Below are 16,923 nucleotides of genomic sequence, written 5' to 3'. Positions count from 1 at the left end.
GTAACCCGTAGCTGCACGCAACAGCCCGTAAACACCTATTAAATCAGATACTTAACCTCCTTGCGCGCTCGTAGCTGCACGTCGTAGCACAATGCTGCGTGCTAGAAATGCGCTAGAAGGAGGTCATATGGTGAAGCTCACCAAGGCGTTTATCGACAAGGTCCAAGCGCCAGAGAAGGGTTATCAGATTCATTGGGACGAGGCGGTGAAGGGCTACGGGTTACGGGTGGCTCCGCCAGCCGAACCGGGCAAGCCGCCGCGCCGGGTGTTCATCGTCATGGGGCGGGTCGCGGGCAAGTCGATCCAGTTTACCATCGGCGCGTATGGCACCTACACCGAGGACGCCGCGCGCAAGCGGGCGCAGAAGCTGTTGCAGGACATGCGGGAGGGGATCGACCCGCGCGATGCCAAGAAGCATGACGCGGCGGTAGCGGTGACACTTCGCGATGTGGCCGACGCCTACAAGGACCGACCGGGCAAGCTCAAGGGTTCCAGCGCGGACGTGATTGAGCGTCACGTCACCACCACATTTGAGGCGTGGCTGTCCAAGCCAATCGCGTCCATCACCGAGGACGACGTGCGGAAGCGATATCGCGAGATGCTGACTAAGGGCCTGCGCGGGAAGGCAGGGGCACCCGGCCAAGCAAATCAGGCGTTTGCCGTGCTGCGCGCCCTTATTAACTTCGCCAGCCGCCGCTATAGGCGGTCGGACGGGTTGCCCGTCATCACGCACAATCCGGTCAGTGCGCTCAAAGACGACTGGATTCAGTTGATGCCGCGCACCAGCCGCGTGCCCGACTCCAAGATTGGCGCGGTGTGGAGCGCGCTGGAACAGTGGCGCGGCGAGACGCAAAATCGGGAAACGCTCGCTGCCATCGACCTGTCGATGTTCCTGCTGCTGACCGGATGCCGCCTGAAAGAGGCTGCGTCCCTTACATGGGATCGCGTCAATTTGGAGGAAGGCTGGTTCCATTTGCCCGACCCCAAGAACCGGAATCCTGTGTGGCTCCCGTTGTCGTCGCAGGCGATTGCTCTGCTGAAAGCGCGGGCACGGGTTGAGGACAATCCCCATGTGTTCGCTTCATGGAGCCGAGCAGGGCATATCATTGACCCGCGCGACACCCGGCGGAAGATCAGCGAGGTTGCCGGAACGAAGATCATGAACCACGATCTGCGCAGGACCTACATCACCATCGGCGTTGCCAACTGCGCCGTGGATTTCACTAAGATTGAGTTGCTGACGAACCATATTCCCAACGGATCGGTCACGGCAAAGCACTATCTCGAAACCTCCCGCCTCCAATATCTCAAACCCGAAACCCAGCGCATTGCGGACTGGATTGAGCAGCAAGCGGCACAGGCAAACGGCGCGAACGTGGTCCCCATGCCACAGCGCGCGTGACGCATGGTTGGGGCCGCTATAGCGGGGATTACAGCCCCGATCACAGCGTGCCGCCGGTGCAGGGGCGGCGGGGCGCCGATCGCGCCCCACGGCTCTGCTACAAGGTGTCCGAATCGCGACCTAAGCATGTGCTTATCAAGCGAAAATAAGAGCTTGCGCGACTAGCTGCCGGTAGCATAAGGTTTTCACCGTCACCTACAGGTGGCAGCGCCGCACTGGGGCGTGCCCACGAGGAAAATTCCAGAGACGCAAGCCGGTGAGGCGCAAGGGTGAAAGCCCCCTAGGCCCCGGACACCCCCGAAGCCGACTGGGGCAGGTGACGACACAAAACTCGGAGGCATGACGGACCTGCCATTGGCAGGATGCGCCGGAGTTGCGTGTATGTCTGACCTGTCTTTCGAGCAGCTTTGCGAGCTGTTCAATTATACGCCCAAAGGGCGTCCCCTCGATCCCAAGGAATGCGCCGAGCTTATCGGCGTGTCGGTCGACACCCTCGAAGGCTACCGAGGGCGTGGCATTCCCCTTCGCCATTTCGCTCCGCCCGGAACCCGTATCGTCCGGTATGCCGAGCGCGACGTGCTGGCATGGTTGGCCACCGGGGCGCGATACAGCACCAGCGAGCAAATCGCCGCCTGACCCTTTCCTCACGAAAAGCGGCAGGACCGGGCGTCCACCATGTCCTGCCGCGGGAGTATTACCGTGAACAGTAGCAGTGTAACCGAAAGCGGCAGAAGGTCGCAAACATCAACACGTGCCGAACTATTCGGGAAATTCGCGCCGAGTAAAAATTCGCCGAGTGTAGATGGCGACTCGCAAGATTTGACACATACCCCCACCGGCAGGGAGGCGCGTCATGTCTGACTCGACCACCGAGCGCTGGGCGCACATCCCGTCAGAACTGCGAGAGCGCCCACAATGGTGCATCAGTCCTGGTCTGGATGGAGATAAGGCACCTCGTTCACTTGACGGACGCCTCGCCAGCAGCACCAATCCATCCACGTGGAGCAGCTTCGAAGCCGCTTGCGCTGCGGCAGCGGAGCGCGGTTGGCATGTTGGGTTCATGCTGCATGAATCTGATCCGTTTGCCTGCATCGACCTTGATGTGAAGGACGGCACCCCGGACGTTCACATTCAACGGCATCAGCGCATTATTGTCGAAGCTGACAGCTATACGGAACTGTCTCGCTCCGGGCGGGGGTGGCACGTCTTTGTCAACGGAGCCATCGGTAAGGGAAGACGCCGCGACGGTGTGGAGGTGTATTCGCAAGAGCGGTTTATCATCTGCACAGGCAATGTCGTGCGGGACCAGCCCATCGCGGAACGGCAGGCCCTGCTCACCAACATGGTTGCGCAGATGACCCCGGAAGCGCCCCCTGAGATTGACCTTACCGGGGATGACGTGCCCGACTACGCCGCTGCGGCACAGGCTGCGGAAGATGAGGGGGAGTTGGGACGCCTGTTCTGTGGCGATTGGCAAGATCGCTACGAATCTCAATCCGAGGCGGACCTTGCGCTCATCAAGCTGCTCCTGCCGATTACGGAATCACCGCTAGAATGTTGGCGCACATTTCGCCTGTCCGGTCTCGGTAAGCGGGAGAAGGCAGAGCGAAGGGATTATGCGCGAAGCACGATGGCGCTTGCGATCCAGCACCTTCATAATGACGCCGCAGCACTGGTGCACGGGAAGGCGATGAGGGACGGTCTGTTCTGGTCAGGACCGGCACCCCACAACGAGCGACATTTCCGTCTGCTTCTGGACGGCGATTTGGAGCGCCAGCCGCCATTGCGATGGTTGGTGAAGCGAGTCATCCCCGACGCGGGCATTGGAGCAATCTACGGCGATTCAGGCACGTTCAAATCGTTCCTGACACTCGATCTGCTGGCGCACATCGCAAACGGGCAGGAATGGTTTGACCATCGCATCAAGCAGGCTCCCGCCGTCTACGTCCCTTTCGAAGGGCAGGGTGGCGTTCCCAGTCGCGTGAAAGCATGGCGATTGGCGCAGGCGGCGCAGCGCAACCCCGAGGTGCTTATGTCCGTCGTTCCGCCCGAGGACGTGCGGACGAACATCGCTGTCATCATGGACCCGATTAACCTGCGCGAGAAAGAGGATCGGGACACTTTGGTCGAGACCTTGACGGAAAACGGCTGGGCCGGCGGCGTGATGTGTATCGACACGCTCGCTCACGCATCTGCCGGGCTGGACGAGAATAGCAGCGCCATGGCGGAAATGATTAGCATCTTCCGCGACCTCCAATTGCGGCTCGGCGGCGTCATTCTGCTCATCCACCACAGCGGCAAGGATGCTTCGAGAGGAATGCGCGGATGGTCGGGCCTTCATGCAGCGATGGACTTTGTGATTGAATGCCAGCGCGACAAGGACAGCGCGGCTCTCGCAGCGGAATTTGTGCTTACCAAGGTGAAGGACGGGACGAGCGGCGTCAGCACGAAGTTCCTTTTGCAGCCGGTTCAGATCGGGATTGATGAGGACGGCGATTATATGTCGTCGCTCGTCGTTGTGCCCCCGCTGGCGGGCGATGGCGCTGATTCAGACAATCCGTTCAGGACCGAGGTGGACGACGCGGCGGAGGCAAACGATGATGACGCATTTGTGGACGAATGGGTTCGTGAGGAGGTGATGACGGGTAAGCGTCCCACAGGTCGCTGGCTGGATGCCCAGCGGGTCCATGTCGCCGGACGCCGTAACCTGACCCAAAAGCGACTCCGCGCCGCGATTGACCGGCTGAAGGGTGTCGGTCGTTTGGAGGACACGCCGGGCGGTCCCTCGGGCGCGAAGTGGCTCCGCCCGGTCGATCTTCCCACAGGAGGCGCTGATTGAGCCGGGTGCGTTGCACCGCGCCGAGGGGGCGTTGGGGGTGCGTTGCCCCTCTTTAACGCCACCCGAACCCGCAGGGAGCAGCAGCACCCCCAAGGGTGCGTTGCTGCGTTACCCTGTATAGGCAACGCACCATTTCCAACGCACCATTGTCGCCCGCTTTACACCCGGCATTTCGCCGCCAGCGTGGGGTAGGTGCGTTGCGCACGCCGCAAGGTGCCACACAGGCCGACAGCGCCGGGCACTGGGGCGCGAAACAAGCGTTGCCGCCCCCGTGCATACCCCTGCCGCGAGCCAGCGCTGTAATCGCCCTATTTCCCCGCTGCGCCGTGCGCAAACTTCTAGATGCAACGTCGAAGGCTCAAATCAACATGAAGAAAACAGGAAATTATGCCCGTAAGGGATTGTTAGATATGACTAATGCAGAAATTAACACATTAACGCCGGGTCGCTGATCTTTGCAGTTCCGCTTATTTTGAAACAGCCTTCAGCAATTCGGCTGGTTCCGTGCCAAGCGCCCTCGCGATCCTGACCAGAACCAGAACTGACGGATTGCGCTTTCCGCGTTCTATGCCGCCGACATAGGTCAGGTCGATCTCCGCCGCGAATGCCAATTGCTCCTGCGTCATCTGGGCACGCTGGCGGAATCGCCTCACGTTCATCCCAACAATGTCGCGCCAATCGTCCATCCAACGATGGATGGCGGTCGGGCATATATTCTCTAGGGAATATAGTCCCTATTAAGGATTTGTTGCGTAGGACTCCAGCGATGGAGGAGCTTATGAAGCACGTGATTGCGCTTGCCTTGATTATCATCCCGTGTGCGGCTCAGGCCGCGCCAATTTACCTCAAATGCCAGCTTAATCCGGGAGCAACAGGTGGTGGCGGTGGAGATGATCTGATCTCCAAAGCCCCCATGGATGTGACGCTCAACGAAGAAGCTGGAACAGTTACATACTTGTTCCCGGGAGTTGGGAGGGCTTATACGGTCCGTGCGGCATTCACCTCGGATAAAGTCACATTTAACGGCTTCACGGTGAACCGCACGAACTTCGTGTTTCAGCGAGACATGAGTGCGTTGCAGGCTCCCGGACGGCCGGCGATAATTGACGAGGGCCGATGTTGGTTGGCGGAAGTTAAGCGGGCATTCTAGCTTGTCCACTTTCAACGTCCGCGCAGCATCACCGATTGTGGGGAGGGGGGAAGGCGCGAAAGCACGACATTGCCCTTTGGGATTAGACTTGGACCACATGCGCTGAACGGAGAGGCACGTTAGTTCCGGGCGCGGTCAAGGCTAGCTCCTCTCGAACGACACGAGGCAGCACGAGCTGTCCTGCCTTTGCCTCCGCCACGCGGTCGCGGAACTGTTCTCGAACCGCGCCCGTTGTGATCTTGGGTAGAATAACAGAGCAGATATCCTCCGTGGCGATGGAGGACAATCCGTCGGAGCCTGTTGCCAACGCTCGCATTTGTACGCGAAACGCTTCTGATGAGAGACCGAACACCAGATCGGGAAGCAATGGCTCCTGCCCAGGGATAATCTCAAAGTGAGTGCATCCAGTCGTTACGATCAGGTGACCGTCCGATGCCTCGTCGCCAGCTATCATCCACTTTCCAGCACTAGACCAGATGTTGGCGATGAATATATCTCCCGGTGCCGCCACCTGCTTACCTCGGTCGGGAAGTGCCCAGCCATAATAGTCATTTGAAATGTAGGCGCCAAAGCTCTCATACATTTTCTCTATCTCAACGTAGCGGTATGTCGCATCGGCTTTTTTCTTCAAACGACGGGAAACAGGGCGAATTACGTCGGAGATCTTAAAGTGATTTACACTAGCGATTGCCTCTACAAGGCTCGCATGCTTCGATGACCACCGCTTCGGATCAAGGCAGAGATCGCTCCGCGCAATGACATCAGCGGCCTGCACAATCCATCCACCTGTCGATGCGGCACCAGTTACACCGTCGGCCAGCCAGTCAAATGCGTCTACGACAGTCGACGAATAGAGGTCAGACAGAACCCGTTCGAAATCGGCATCCAGCACTGGTTCATTGCTATCAGCATCAAGCACCAGCGACCCGTCACGCGGATCACGCTTATAGATACGGCCCGACCGCTTACTCTGAAGGTCCCAGCCCACCTTTTCCACTAGATTAAAGTGGATGGGGAAGTCGGCCATTGTGGAGAGGTCGGCTAGTGGCTCCTCACGCTTTTCCAGAACAACCACTGAGGCGGATACGTCCGCGCCCGACTTCTTGAAGGTGAAGCGCGGAAAGCCGATCACAGCGGCAACGCGGGCGTGCCGAAGTAACCATTCGCGGAACACCTGGTAGCGACCGCCGCGGTTGCCGAGGTAGCCGTTAGGCAAGAGAATCCCAACGCGTCCACCGGCACGAACCGATCGAAGGCAGACCTCAACGAAAAGTAAGCCCGTCTCCTGTGACTTGAGCGGGACGCGCTTCCCGGAAACTTCTTCCGTACCAAGCTCGAATTGGGCCAATACTTCTTTCCGCTTCTCAACAATCCGTGTTCCAAACGGTGGATTGCACAGTGCTACGGTGTACTTGCCTTCGTGTTTCGGCAACTCCTTGAGGCTGTCCCCCTGCTCAATATGCGACGATCCGTCGCCATTCAGGATCATGTTGAAGACCGAAAGTGTCACGGCCATATCTGCTGTGTCCACGCCGTGAAGCTGCGCCGCAATGTTTGCACCGTGCCGTTCCTCGGCAACACGCATTGCGCCGACCAGGAAGTCGGCAGTACCGCATGCAGGGTCTCGGACCACGTCACCAAACTTCGGGTTCACAATTCGGACAATGAGGTCGATCACCTCGTAGGGCGTGAAATATTGTGCCAGATCGACCTTGTAGAGTGACCGACCAAAATACATAAAAAAGTCTTGGATAACCTGCGGAGAAGATCCCAGGATATCGATAGGACAGATGATCTTAGCGATTTGGCGCAGTGACGCACCTGAGCACCCGATCTTCTTAGAAGGCTTCTTCGGAAGATGAGAGCCATACAGCGTCAGCGCTGACTCAAGCCCTTTTTCGAAGATCTCCAAGATGTCACTGTCGGGAACATCACCGACACTAAAATCCTGAACGATCATCCGTCCATTCTTTGGGCGATTGCTTTGCTCATCAAAAATTTTGGTGAGGAGCAATTTAAACAGGATGTCATAACGGTCATCCTTCGAATGCCCGGCCTGATGCAGAATGTCATCGAGCCTAGCGAACCGCTTCACGAGGTCGGTGTCAGGTTTCAGATCGCCATAATGGATATCTTTTGCGGCCAGTGGCGATCCAAAGGCGGGAAGCATAGCAATGGATGCTTCCACTGTTTCGATCACAGAGCCACTCACCTTCTTATAGAAGATGCTTTGCTCTACGTCATCCCAATAAATTCCAAGGACGTCGGTAGAAGGAATTAAATCGAGTGCGGGCTTAAGTTGTTCACTCTTCGCGGAATCAGCGTCGGCAAATCCTCGCTTAATCTCACCAATGATCTTCATGCATCCTCGCCGTTTGTCTTCAGCGAGCGCTTTTACGGATACAATCGAGCGATCGTAAACGACAATGTCAGCGCGCAAGGAATTCTTTCCCTTGTGACCGAACTTTATGACCTTCGTTTCGGCTTCAATCCGGTCCTTGGGATATCCCTTGGACAGGAGTAAGTTAATGCAATCGATTCGCCGCTTTTCCTCTGTGAAGGTTAGCCCATCTTTGGCTTTGAGTTTTGCCTTCAGAGCACCCCGGATCGGGCAGAAAAGCTGAGGATTCATGAGCACCAAAAAATACCTTACACTACGGTGTACGTGATTTTTCTTCTGTGCCATGGGTGGCGGCCTGTTGGCAAGAGCATGAGCGCATGGACTCCACGCGAAACTAGCGCCTGGTTGGCTCGCGTACCGACTGATTTTTTAAGCCATTAAAAAGCGGATACATTTTTGCAGCCCGCATTGAAGGCCTACCCCACGTCGGTCAGGACTTTGGCCCCGATTTGCCCTTCATGCGCGCCAGTTCTCCATGAACGAATTTACGCAGCCGTTTCGCCTGCTTGCGAATGGCGGGGGAGGCCAACGTGTCTGCCGAACGATCCGCATAGGCGAGGAAATTGCGAGCGCCCGCCCTGGTGAAGCGCATGTACAGCTTGCGGGTGTATATCTGGTTCGCCTTACCCTGCGCGATTGCACGGAGGCCGACCCGTTCTGCCTTCTTCAATGCCCGCTTCGCAGTGCGCCACTGCCGCGATAGAGACTTCAGCCGTAACCGCGCCTCGCCCAAACCAAGCTGATAGCCAAGATATTGGAACGTGAGAGTGCTGGTGCCGTGAAGGTGGACAATGTCCGTTTTGTCCCCTTGCAGCGCCAGCCCGTGTTCGCCCAACTTCTCTTCAATCAGCGCGTGCAGCACCTTCCAGCGTGTCTTCGGGCAGGCGATGAGAATGTCATCGGAATATCGCTGATACAGCGCGCCCCGCTTGCTCGCTTCCGCCTCCATCTGCTCGTCGAACTCCGCCATATAGAGATTCGAGAGGCTGGCGCTGATCGGTGTTCCCTGCGGGATACCTTTCTTGGCCCGGTTCTTCTCGATTGGCACGCCGAGCGCTTTCACTTGCTCAATCGTCGCGAGGGGATGGGGCTTCCGCGCCTTGAGGCGTTCGGCCAACTGATCGTGCTTCCTCAACTCGTCCAGATGCACATAGTGATAGCTGGTGACGGCCTTAAACACGGCATACCAGTCCGTGCCAAGCTCATCGCATTCAAGAATCGCCTTCAGGCGAGCTTTGAGCCGTTTGTGGTCAAGGTTATCGAAGAAGCCCGTTACGTCGAAGCACATGACCGTGAGCGAAGGGTGCGCACGGACAAAATCCTCAACCCGCTTGGCGAAATGGTAGTTGGATTTGCCGAGCGCTCGATATGCGATGACCGTATCGTCCAGCCCCTTCGCCGCGTACCACGCGTCGAGCCGGGTCACGAGGTCCGCAGAATACTTGGACAGAATACACGCATCGCGATGAGACGCGAACATGATCGGCCGCTCTTTAGGAACGGTCTTTCGCTCCTTGACCTTATATCGTTTCTCGATCTTGATGTAGTGAATCAGCGGCGACCATACGTGGGCTGCGACGATGGTCGGGGTCAGGCCCTCGCCGAACGCAACCTTAACTGGTACATCGAAATGCAAGTACCCGCGAGGGCGATACCAGTCGGGTGTCTTCATCCCGACTGCGTAACATTAGCAGAGTCCGGGGGCCAGCCTTGACCCGAGACCCCAGTCTTCCTGGATGCCCCCGGACGCACACCACAATCCACCCCCCTTAGGCCCTGTGTGGAGCCGCTGATCGGCGCGGGTCTGAAACGCTAAGTGGTATCGTATGATCGAGGAGGTCCGAGCTATGCTCATCTGTCCGCGCGGCGAAACCGCTGACGCTGTGATCCACGGCGTGGCCGTGTTCATTATCATCATCATCAGGGTTGCACGTTGCAACGATCGTATCCGTCGGCCAATTCCGGGGACCAGCATCAGGTAGGATGCCAGTTTGTTCTTCCAAGTGGGTCTGATAAAAAATCGTTACCTCACCGAAAGTGTTGCTCGCGCGCTACAGTGAGGGCGCATCTCGATCAGCGCACCTGTTATTGTCTCGCTCGGGCATAGCGAGCGGAAACGAGACCGAAGCATTCACGGATTTGACGCATACGCCGACCGGCAGCCTTTCGACACTCCGATCAGCGGCCTGCACTTACGCTGCGGTCACAGCTTACGATTGGCTTATGGGAAGAATCGTACCAAACCCTGCCTGGCCGACCCCAGCTAGATAAGTAACCCTCAGTGGTAGGGATGGGAGGGCACGATCCAATTCGGCCCCGATCCGTTGCCGGATGCCGAAGCCTGTTCGTACAGGGGGGTGGCGGAAGAGGTGGGATTCGAACCCACGGACGGGTTGCCCCGTCGCTGGTTTTCAAGACCAGTTCCTTAAACCACTCGGACACTCTTCCATACCGATTCAGCGGCGCGGCTAGAAATCTGCTAGATGGCGGCGCTGCCGCTCGGTTTAGCCATTCCTTGACCCGTCGCTAAGCGATTCTAACTACACCCCTTTTTCGTCGGTCGACGCTGCCGAGCGCCGAAACCCCCGTTAGCTTTCAAGACCGGTTCCTTAAACCACTCGGACACTCTTCCATACAGCCGCTGAGCGAGGCGCCTTGCGGCGTCTCCGTTGCCATCGTCCGGCGGGCTGGCGTCCGCTTATCCCGGTCACCCATCCGAACGCAACCCGTGCAAGTTGTGCATGAGAAGCGACGAGACGGGCTGACCTCTCCGCGCGGCTATGCCAGAAGCGGATGGCGGAGGTGGGCATTGCGTACAGCAGGTTTGATGGTGGGCATGGTCGTGGCGCTCGCGATGGCGGCCGGCCATGCGAATGTAGCGTCAGCGCAGACGGTCGGGGGCGATCAGGCGGCCACCGATCCCTATGCGGCTCCGTTCCAGGCCTATCTCCAGGCGTTCAGGGGACGTGCTCTGGCCAGCGGCGTGAGCGCTCGGACATTGGATTTCGTGTTGCCTACGCTGGTCTATAACCCGCGCGTGGTCGCGCTGGATCAAGCGCAGCCGGGCGGCTCGCCGACGGGGCCGGTCGGCGCCTCGCCGAATTTCGCGCCCTATCGCGCCAAGCATGTCGGCGCGGACCTGATCGCACGGGGGCGCAGCGCTTATGCCGCTCAGCGCTACACTCTCCAGCGGGTCGTGCAGGAAACGGGCGTGCCCGAATCGGTGATGGTCTCCATCTGGGGGCAGGAGACAAGCTATGGCGGCTATACGGGCAATTTCGATCTCGCCAACTCGCTGGCGACTCTCGCCTATGAAGGCCGCCGTCGTCCGCTGTTCGAAGGCGAACTGATCGCAACGCTCAAGCTGATGGATCGCGGCATACCTCGCTCGCAGCTCAAGGGGAGCTGGGCGGGGGCGACGGGGTATCCGCAGTTCCTGCCATCCGTCTATCTCCGTGTGGCACGTGACGGGGACGGGGACGGCAAGGCCGATATCTGGACCAGCCCGGCCGATGCGCTCGCCTCGATCGCCAATTATCTCGACAATGCAGGCTGGAAGGCAGGCGAGCCATGGGGCGTGCCGGCCTATGTGCCCGCCACGCTGAACCGCTCGGCGATCGCCACCCGCATGACCGGGCCACGCTGTCCGCGTGTCCATGCCCGGCACAGCAGATGGCTGACGATGCGCGAATGGCGTGCGCTCGGCGTTGTCCAGACCGGCGGGCCTCAGGTGGCGGACGACGAGCAGGCGACCTTGCTGGAACCCGACGGCGCCGGCGCGACCGCCTATCTGACATTCGGCAATTATCGTGCGATCCTCGATTATAACTGTTCGAACTTTTACGCGCTCTCCGTGGGCTTGCTTGCCGATGCTGTGGCGAACTGAGCGGCGCGGCCGCGAAGCCGCCGCGCTGTCGGCGGCGCTGTTTCTCGCGGGCTGCGGGGGTGGCGTGCATGGACTGGTGCAGGACACGCCGGTGAAGCTCGGCCGTCCCTATGCGATCGGCGGGCGCACTTATGTGCCGACCGATCAGCCGGATTATGACCAGATCGGCGAGGCGAGCTGGTACGGCAATGCCGAGCAGGGCCGGCACACCGCCAATGGCGAGATTTTCTACCGCCAGCGGCCGAGCGCCGCGCACACGACCTTGCCGCTGCCTTCCTATGTGGAGGTGACGCGGCTCGACACCGGGCGGCGCATCCTTGTGCGCGTCAACGATCGCGGCCCTTATGCACGCGATCGCATTCTCGATCTGTCCCAGGAAGCGGCGAAGGAGCTGGGAATCGACCGTGTGGGCCGGGCGATGGTGCGCGTGCGCCGGGTGACGCCCAGCCGCCATGATCGCGAGCGGCTCCGGCGCGGCTATCCCGTGATGCTCGCCTCGGTCGAGCCGACCGCAACGCCGCCGCGCGTCGGCCGGGTGGCGCCGTCGATGGTGGCCAGCGTGCAACGCTCAGCACCCGTCACGCCACGCCGCAAGACCGGACTGGCGACGAGCCGCAATATCCTCATCGCTTCACCCGCCGATCCCGATGCCGCCGATGCGCTGGCCTCCTCGCTTTCCGATCTCGGCGCGCGGGTGGTGGCGACGGGCACCGGCTATCGCATCATGGCCGGACCATATTCCGATGACGCTTCTCTCTCTGCGGCGCTGGCGCGGTTGCGCGCACGCGGCTATCAGGGGGCTGCCGTCGTCGACGCGCCACTTTCACAAGAGCCGAACGGAACCACGTCGCCATGAAGCCCGTCCAGTTTGCCGTCCTGTCCCTCAGCCTCGCGAGTCTGTCCACGGCGTCGTTCGCCGCCGTCCCGCCGTTCGACACGACGGCGCAGGTCGCCTTCCTCCAGGACATGAATTCGGGCGCCATCCTCTACCAGAAGCAGCCTGATTTCCGTATGCCGCCGGCCTCGCTGGCGAAGATGATGACGGTCTATGTCGCTTTCAGCCTCATCAAGAGCGGTGAGCTGAAGCTGGACCAGAAGTTCACCATGTCGCCCGAGACATGGAAGAAGTGGCACGCGCAGGGCTCCACCATGTTCATCGCCGCGGGCGAGCAGGTCTCCGTTTCGGACCTTCTGTCGGGCATCATCACGCTGTCGGGCAACGACGCCTGCATCGTGCTGGCCGAGGGCATAGCGGGCACGGAGCCGGCCTTCGTCAACCTGATGAACCAGCAGGCCCAACATCTCGGGCTGAAGAATTCGCACTTCGGCACGGCCAATGGCTGGCCGGACGGCGGCGTCACCTATGTGACCGCGCGCGATCTCGCGACACTCGCCGAGGCGACGATCCGCGACTACCCGGATCTCTATAAGCAGTTCTACGCCAAGCCGAATTTCGCCTGGGGCAAGACCATGGGCGGCGCCAATATCAGCCAAGAGAATCGCGATCCGATCCTTGGCAAGGTGCCGGGCGCGGACGGCCTCAAGACCGGCCATACCGAAGAAGCCGGCTATGGCTTCACCGGCTCGGCCGAGCAGGGCGGGCGCCGCCTCGTCATGGTGCTCGCCGGGATGCAGAGCTGGAACGAGCGCGTGAACCAGTCGATCGCCCTGATGAACTGGGGCTTCCAAGCGTGGCGGCTCAAGCCGCTCTTCGCCAAGGGCAAGCGCGTGGACATGGCCGAGGTTCAGGGCGGATCGTCCTCCAAGGTCGGCCTTGTCGCGCCGCGCGATCTCGCCGTGACCGTCCCGCTCGGCGTGGGCGGCATTCTCGGCCAGCGCGCCGGCGGAGACGCGCCGCCGATGAAAGTGGTGTATGAAGGCCCGATCAAGGCGCCAATCACCGCCGGCCAGCATATCGCCGATCTCGTCGTCTCGCCTCCGGGGCAGGACCAGCAGGTGCTGCCGCTCGTGGCCGAGAATGATGTCGGCGAAGCGGGCTTCTTCGGCCGCATCTGGGCGTCGATCAAGGCGCTGTTCGGTTTCGCCTGATCCATATCCGGGGGCCAGGCCAATGACGCGGGGGCGCTTCATCGCGCTGGAAGGCGGGGAAGGCGTCGGCAAATCGACGCAGGTCCGCGCGCTGGCGGCTGCGCTACGCACGCGGGGGCTCGACGTCGTGGAAACGCGTGAGCCCGGCGGCAGCGAGGGGGCGGAGGCGATCCGCCGCCTTCTGCTCGAAGGATCGGCCGATCGCTGGACCGGCGGCGCGGAGGCGCTGCTGTTCGCGGCCGCGCGCGCCGATCATGTCGCGAAGACCATCCTGCCCGCGCTCGAAGCAGGGAAATGGGTCATCACCGATCGTTTCCTCGACAGCTCGCTCGCCTATCAGGGCGGCGCCGATGGGGTATCGATCGAGCGACTGAAGTTGCTGCACGAGGTCGGTTCGGCGGGGCTCCTGCCGGATCGCACGCTGCTTCTCACGCTTCCGGCCGAGGAAGCTGCTCGCCGAGCCCAAATGCGGGACCGCGGCGATTCGGATCGCATTGGCGGGCGTGATGCGGACTATCACGCCCGCGTCGCCGACAGCTTCGCGGCACTGGCGAAGGCCGAGCCGGCGCGGTTCCGGCTCGTCGACGCACAGGGCGAGGCGGAACGGGTGACCGCCCGCCTCATTGCCGCGCTGGCGGGGCTGTAAGGCGGCATGGCGCTCTACGGCCAATCACGGCAGGTCGCCGCCTTGCTGGAAGCCTATCGTTCCGGGCGGATGCATCATGCCTGGCTGCTGAGCGGCCCGCAGGGCGTCGGAAAGGGAAGCTTCGCCCGCGCGGCGGCGCTGCGCCTGCTGGCGGATGCGGCAGGCCCGGCCGTTGATGCGCCCGGCCTCGACGTGCCCCCGGATCACCGCATCGCACGATTGTGGGAGGCTGGCAGTCATCCTGACGTGATGGTGCTGGAGCGTCTTTATCGGGAGAAGACAAAGGACACCGCGCGCTCGATCACGGTGGATCAGGTGCGTGGCCTCTCTCGGCTGTTCGCCACCTCGCCGAGCTTTTCCCCCTGGCGCGTCGTCATCATCGACGCGGCGGACGACATGGAGCGTTCGGGCGCCAACGCCCTTCTCAAGCTGCTAGAAGAACCACCCGTCAACTCGCTGTTTTTCTTGGTCAGCCATGCGCCGGCGCGGTTGCTTCCGACGATCCGCTCCCGTTGCCGGGTGCTTCGCTTCGCACCGCTCGAACAGGGCGACATGCAGGTTGCGCTGCGCGATACGCTGCCGGATGCCGATGACCGCGAGATCGCGGACCTGACGGCGGCGGGCGAGGGCTCTCCCGGCAGGACGCTGCGTTTCGCCGGGCTCGATGTCGCCGGCCTCGACAGCGCGATGGAATCCATCATCCGTTCGGGCGATCCCGACAATAGCGAGCGGGTCGCACTGGCCAAAGCGCTGGCGCTGAAAGCCGCGCAGCCTCGCTATGAGATTTTTCTGGAGCGCCTGCCCAGCCGCATCGCCGCCGAGGCGCGCGGAAGACACGGACAGGCGCTTGCCGATGCCGTGGCGCTGTGGGAGAAGGCGCGCGCCCTGGCCGGGAGTGCGGTTCGCCTCTCGCTCGATCCCCAGGCGACGGTGTTCGAGCTGGCCGGGCTGCTCGCGTCGCTCAACATGGAAAGAGCGTCCAGCGCCCGCCGATGACCAAGCCTTTCTACATCACCACCGCGATCAGCTACCCGAACGGCCGCCCGCATGTCGGCCACGCCTACGAAGCGATCGCGACCGACGCCATCGCCCGCTGGAAGCGCGCCGAGGGACGCGAGGTCCGCTTCCTCACCGGCACGGACGAGCATGGCCTGAAGATGGCCCAGACGGCGCGCAACCGCGGCATCACTCCGCGCGCGCTGGCTGATGAAATGTCGTCTGCTTTCCGTGAGATGACGGCCGCCCTCAACATCTCGCATGATCGTTTCATCCGCACCACGGATGCCGATCATTATGAAGCGAGCGCCGCGATCTGGCGCGCGATGCGCGACAATGGCGACATCTATCTCGATCGCTACGAAGGCTGGTATTCGGTCCGCGACGAGGCCTTCTACGACGAGAAGGAACTGGTCGAAGGGGAAGGGGGCGCCAAGCTCTCGCCGCAGGGCACGCCTGTCGAATGGACGGTGGAGGAGAGCTGGTTCTTCCGCCTCTCCGCTTATCAGGACCGGTTGATCGCCCATTATGAGGCGAACCCCGATTTCATCCGCCCGGAAGGGCGCCGCAACGAAATCCTGTCCTTCGTGAAGGGCGGCCTGTCGGACCTCTCGATCTCGCGCACCAGCTTCGACTGGGGCGTTCCGGTGCCGGATTCGCCGGGACATGTGATGTATGTGTGGGTCGACGCGCTCACCAACTATCTGACCGGCGCCGGTTATCCGGGCGACATGTCGAAGTGGTGGCCGGCGGACGTCCACGTCATCGGCAAGGATATCGTGCGCTTCCACGCGGTCTATTGGCCGGCCTTCCTGATGTCCGCCGGCATCGCGCTGCCGAAGCAGGTGTTCGGCCATGGCTTCGTGCTGAACCGCGGCGAGAAGATGTCGAAGTCCACCGGGAACGTCGTCGATCCGCTGGAGATGGCGGAGCGCTATGGCGTGGATGGCCTGCGCTATTTCCTGCTGCGCGAGGTGAGCTTCGGTCAGGACGGCAGCTACAGCCCCGAAGGCATCGTCACGCGGGTGAATGCTGATCTCGCCAACGGGCTCGGCAATCTGGCCCAGCGCAGCCTGTCGATGATCGCCAAGCAGTGCGGCGGCGTCCTGCCGGGGCCGGGCGACGAACCCGCGCCGGCGCTGCCCGTGTCGCTCCTCCCGCGCATGGCCGAGGCGATGGAGGAATTCGCGCTGCATCGGGTACTCGAAATCCTCTGGGAAGGCGTCGGCGAGGCCAATCGCTATTTCGCCGATATGGCGCCGTGGGCACTTCGCAAGACCGACCCGGCCAAGGCGGATGCGGTCCTCTACTGGACGGCGGAAGCCGTGCGCCAACACGCGATCCTCGCGCAGTGGGCGATTCCGGCGTCCGCGGGCAAACTGCTCGACCAGCTTGCTATCGGGGAGGGGGCTCGCGATTTCGCGGCTCTTTCGACGCCAATCGCCCCCGGCACCACGCTCCCAACGCCGCAGGGCGTGTTTCCGCGCCTGGAACTGGAAGCGGAGGCCTGATCCGCGAACCCTGCCATTCCGGCGTCTTTCCGGGGTGGCAGGG

The 16,923-nt window shown here is 61.3% G+C and carries 13 protein-coding genes and 1 tRNA gene; 10 read left to right on the top strand and 4 right to left on the bottom strand.

Annotated features, from left to right (window positions below; genetic code table 11):
* Nucleotides 1-127 precede the first annotated feature (127 nt).
* From FHS98_RS16655 to FHS98_RS16645, 3 genes are all read left to right on the top strand, one after another.
* Nucleotides 128-1,402: a tyrosine-type recombinase/integrase gene (locus FHS98_RS16655; RefSeq protein WP_167107799.1), complete on the top strand. Its 1,275-nt coding sequence runs from the start codon at nucleotides 128-130 to the stop codon at nucleotides 1,400-1,402.
* A 381-nt stretch (nucleotides 1,403-1,783) separates the two neighbouring features.
* Nucleotides 1,784-2,038, top strand: coding sequence for a helix-turn-helix transcriptional regulator (locus FHS98_RS16650; RefSeq protein ID WP_167107796.1), 255 nt, complete (start codon nucleotides 1,784-1,786; stop codon nucleotides 2,036-2,038).
* A gap of 217 nt (nucleotides 2,039-2,255) precedes the next feature.
* The gene (locus FHS98_RS16645) at nucleotides 2,256-4,241 is read left to right on the top strand and encodes an AAA family ATPase (RefSeq protein WP_167107793.1); all 1,986 of its coding nucleotides are present in this window, start codon (nucleotides 2,256-2,258) and stop codon (nucleotides 4,239-4,241) included.
* A gap of 467 nt (nucleotides 4,242-4,708) precedes the next feature.
* Here FHS98_RS16645 and FHS98_RS16640 read toward each other — a convergent pair whose 3' ends face one another.
* On the bottom strand, nucleotides 4,709-4,927 hold the full coding sequence (locus tag FHS98_RS16640) for a helix-turn-helix domain-containing protein (RefSeq protein WP_208402338.1): 219 nt from the start codon (nucleotides 4,925-4,927) through the stop codon (nucleotides 4,709-4,711).
* Between the two features lie 92 nt (nucleotides 4,928-5,019).
* On the opposite strand from FHS98_RS16640, the gene FHS98_RS16635 reads away from it, so the two are divergent.
* Nucleotides 5,020-5,391: a hypothetical protein gene (locus FHS98_RS16635; protein ID WP_167107790.1), complete on the top strand. Its 372-nt coding sequence runs from the start codon at nucleotides 5,020-5,022 to the stop codon at nucleotides 5,389-5,391.
* An 82-nt stretch (nucleotides 5,392-5,473) separates the two neighbouring features.
* Here FHS98_RS16635 and FHS98_RS16630 read toward each other — a convergent pair whose 3' ends face one another.
* The 3 genes from FHS98_RS16630 to FHS98_RS16620 form a co-directional block, all read right to left on the bottom strand.
* Nucleotides 5,474-8,077 carry a type I restriction-modification system subunit M gene (locus FHS98_RS16630; protein ID WP_167107787.1) on the bottom strand — a complete coding sequence of 868 codons (2,604 nt, stop codon included), beginning with the start codon at nucleotides 8,075-8,077 and terminating at the stop codon, nucleotides 5,474-5,476.
* Nucleotides 8,078-8,222: 145 nt separating this feature from the next.
* Nucleotides 8,223-9,464, bottom strand: coding sequence for a reverse transcriptase domain-containing protein (locus FHS98_RS16625; RefSeq protein ID WP_167107784.1), 1,242 nt, complete (start codon nucleotides 9,462-9,464; stop codon nucleotides 8,223-8,225).
* Between the two features lie 686 nt (nucleotides 9,465-10,150).
* Nucleotides 10,151-10,240 (bottom strand) — tRNA-Ser (locus FHS98_RS16620).
* A gap of 379 nt (nucleotides 10,241-10,619) precedes the next feature.
* Here FHS98_RS16620 and FHS98_RS16615 point away from each other — a divergent pair.
* Genes FHS98_RS16615 through metG form a run of 6 tightly spaced genes read left to right on the top strand, consistent with a single transcriptional unit; the run spans nucleotide 10,620 to nucleotide 16,880 of the window.
* Nucleotides 10,620-11,678, top strand: coding sequence for a lytic murein transglycosylase (locus FHS98_RS16615; protein ID WP_167107905.1), 1,059 nt, complete (start codon nucleotides 10,620-10,622; stop codon nucleotides 11,676-11,678).
* Complete coding sequence (locus FHS98_RS16610) at nucleotides 11,662-12,534, top strand: septal ring lytic transglycosylase RlpA family protein (protein WP_167107781.1); 873 nt, start codon at nucleotides 11,662-11,664, stop codon at nucleotides 12,532-12,534. The genes FHS98_RS16615 and FHS98_RS16610 overlap by 17 nt, the downstream gene beginning before the upstream one ends.
* Nucleotides 12,531-13,727, top strand: a complete 1,197-nt coding sequence (locus tag FHS98_RS16605; RefSeq protein ID WP_167107777.1) for a D-alanyl-D-alanine carboxypeptidase family protein — start codon at nucleotides 12,531-12,533, stop codon at nucleotides 13,725-13,727. Before FHS98_RS16610 ends, FHS98_RS16605 begins: the two co-directional genes overlap by 4 nt.
* Nucleotides 13,728-13,749: 22 nt before the next feature.
* Entirely contained in the window at nucleotides 13,750-14,373 is a 624-nt protein-coding gene (gene tmk / locus FHS98_RS16600; protein ID WP_167107774.1) for a dTMP kinase, read from the top strand.
* A gap of 6 nt (nucleotides 14,374-14,379) precedes the next feature.
* A complete protein-coding gene (locus tag FHS98_RS16595) occupies nucleotides 14,380-15,369 on the top strand; it encodes a DNA polymerase III subunit delta' (protein ID WP_167107771.1) in 990 nt (329 codons plus the stop codon).
* Nucleotides 15,366-16,880: a methionine--tRNA ligase gene (gene metG / locus FHS98_RS16590; RefSeq protein ID WP_167107768.1), complete on the top strand. Its 1,515-nt coding sequence runs from the start codon at nucleotides 15,366-15,368 to the stop codon at nucleotides 16,878-16,880. The genes FHS98_RS16595 and metG overlap by 4 nt, the downstream gene beginning before the upstream one ends.
* Nucleotides 16,881-16,923 lie beyond the last annotated feature (43 nt).

The sequence above is a fragment of the Sphingomonas oligoaromativorans genome (genome assembly GCF_011762195.1).
In the GTDB taxonomy this organism is placed as follows: Bacteria; Pseudomonadota; Alphaproteobacteria; order Sphingomonadales; family Sphingomonadaceae; genus Solisphingomonas; species Solisphingomonas oligoaromativorans.
Note: the sequence above shows the minus strand (reverse complement) of the source record. Positions and strands in the feature narration are given on the sequence as shown.

What these genes read in the sequence shown, in the direction of transcription:
- FHS98_RS16650 (WP_167107796.1), top strand. Translation starts at nt 1,784, where the DNA reads ATGTCTGACCTGTCTTTCGAGCAGCTTTGCGAGCTGTTCAATTATACG.
- FHS98_RS16635 (WP_167107790.1), top strand. Translation starts at nt 5,020, where the DNA reads ATGAAGCACGTGATTGCGCTTGCCTTGATTATCATCCCGTGTGCGGCT.
- FHS98_RS16645 (WP_167107793.1), top strand. Translation starts at nt 2,256, where the DNA reads ATGTCTGACTCGACCACCGAGCGCTGGGCGCACATCCCGTCAGAACTG.
- FHS98_RS16610 (WP_167107781.1), top strand. Translation starts at nt 11,662, where the DNA reads ATGCTGTGGCGAACTGAGCGGCGCGGCCGCGAAGCCGCCGCGCTGTCG.
- tmk (WP_167107774.1), top strand. Translation starts at nt 13,750, where the DNA reads ATGACGCGGGGGCGCTTCATCGCGCTGGAAGGCGGGGAAGGCGTCGGC.
- FHS98_RS16605 (WP_167107777.1), top strand. Translation starts at nt 12,531, where the DNA reads ATGAAGCCCGTCCAGTTTGCCGTCCTGTCCCTCAGCCTCGCGAGTCTG.
- FHS98_RS16625 (WP_167107784.1), bottom strand. Translation starts at nt 9,464, where the DNA reads ATGAAGACACCCGACTGGTATCGCCCTCGCGGGTACTTGCATTTCGAT.
- FHS98_RS16630 (WP_167107787.1), bottom strand. Translation starts at nt 8,077, where the DNA reads ATGGCACAGAAGAAAAATCACGTACACCGTAGTGTAAGGTATTTTTTG.
- FHS98_RS16655 (WP_167107799.1), top strand. Translation starts at nt 128, where the DNA reads ATGGTGAAGCTCACCAAGGCGTTTATCGACAAGGTCCAAGCGCCAGAG.
- FHS98_RS16640 (WP_208402338.1), bottom strand. Translation starts at nt 4,927, where the DNA reads ATGGACGATTGGCGCGACATTGTTGGGATGAACGTGAGGCGATTCCGC.
- FHS98_RS16615 (WP_167107905.1), top strand. Translation starts at nt 10,620, where the DNA reads ATGGTGGGCATGGTCGTGGCGCTCGCGATGGCGGCCGGCCATGCGAAT.
- FHS98_RS16595 (WP_167107771.1), top strand. Translation starts at nt 14,380, where the DNA reads ATGGCGCTCTACGGCCAATCACGGCAGGTCGCCGCCTTGCTGGAAGCC.
- metG (WP_167107768.1), top strand. Translation starts at nt 15,366, where the DNA reads ATGACCAAGCCTTTCTACATCACCACCGCGATCAGCTACCCGAACGGC.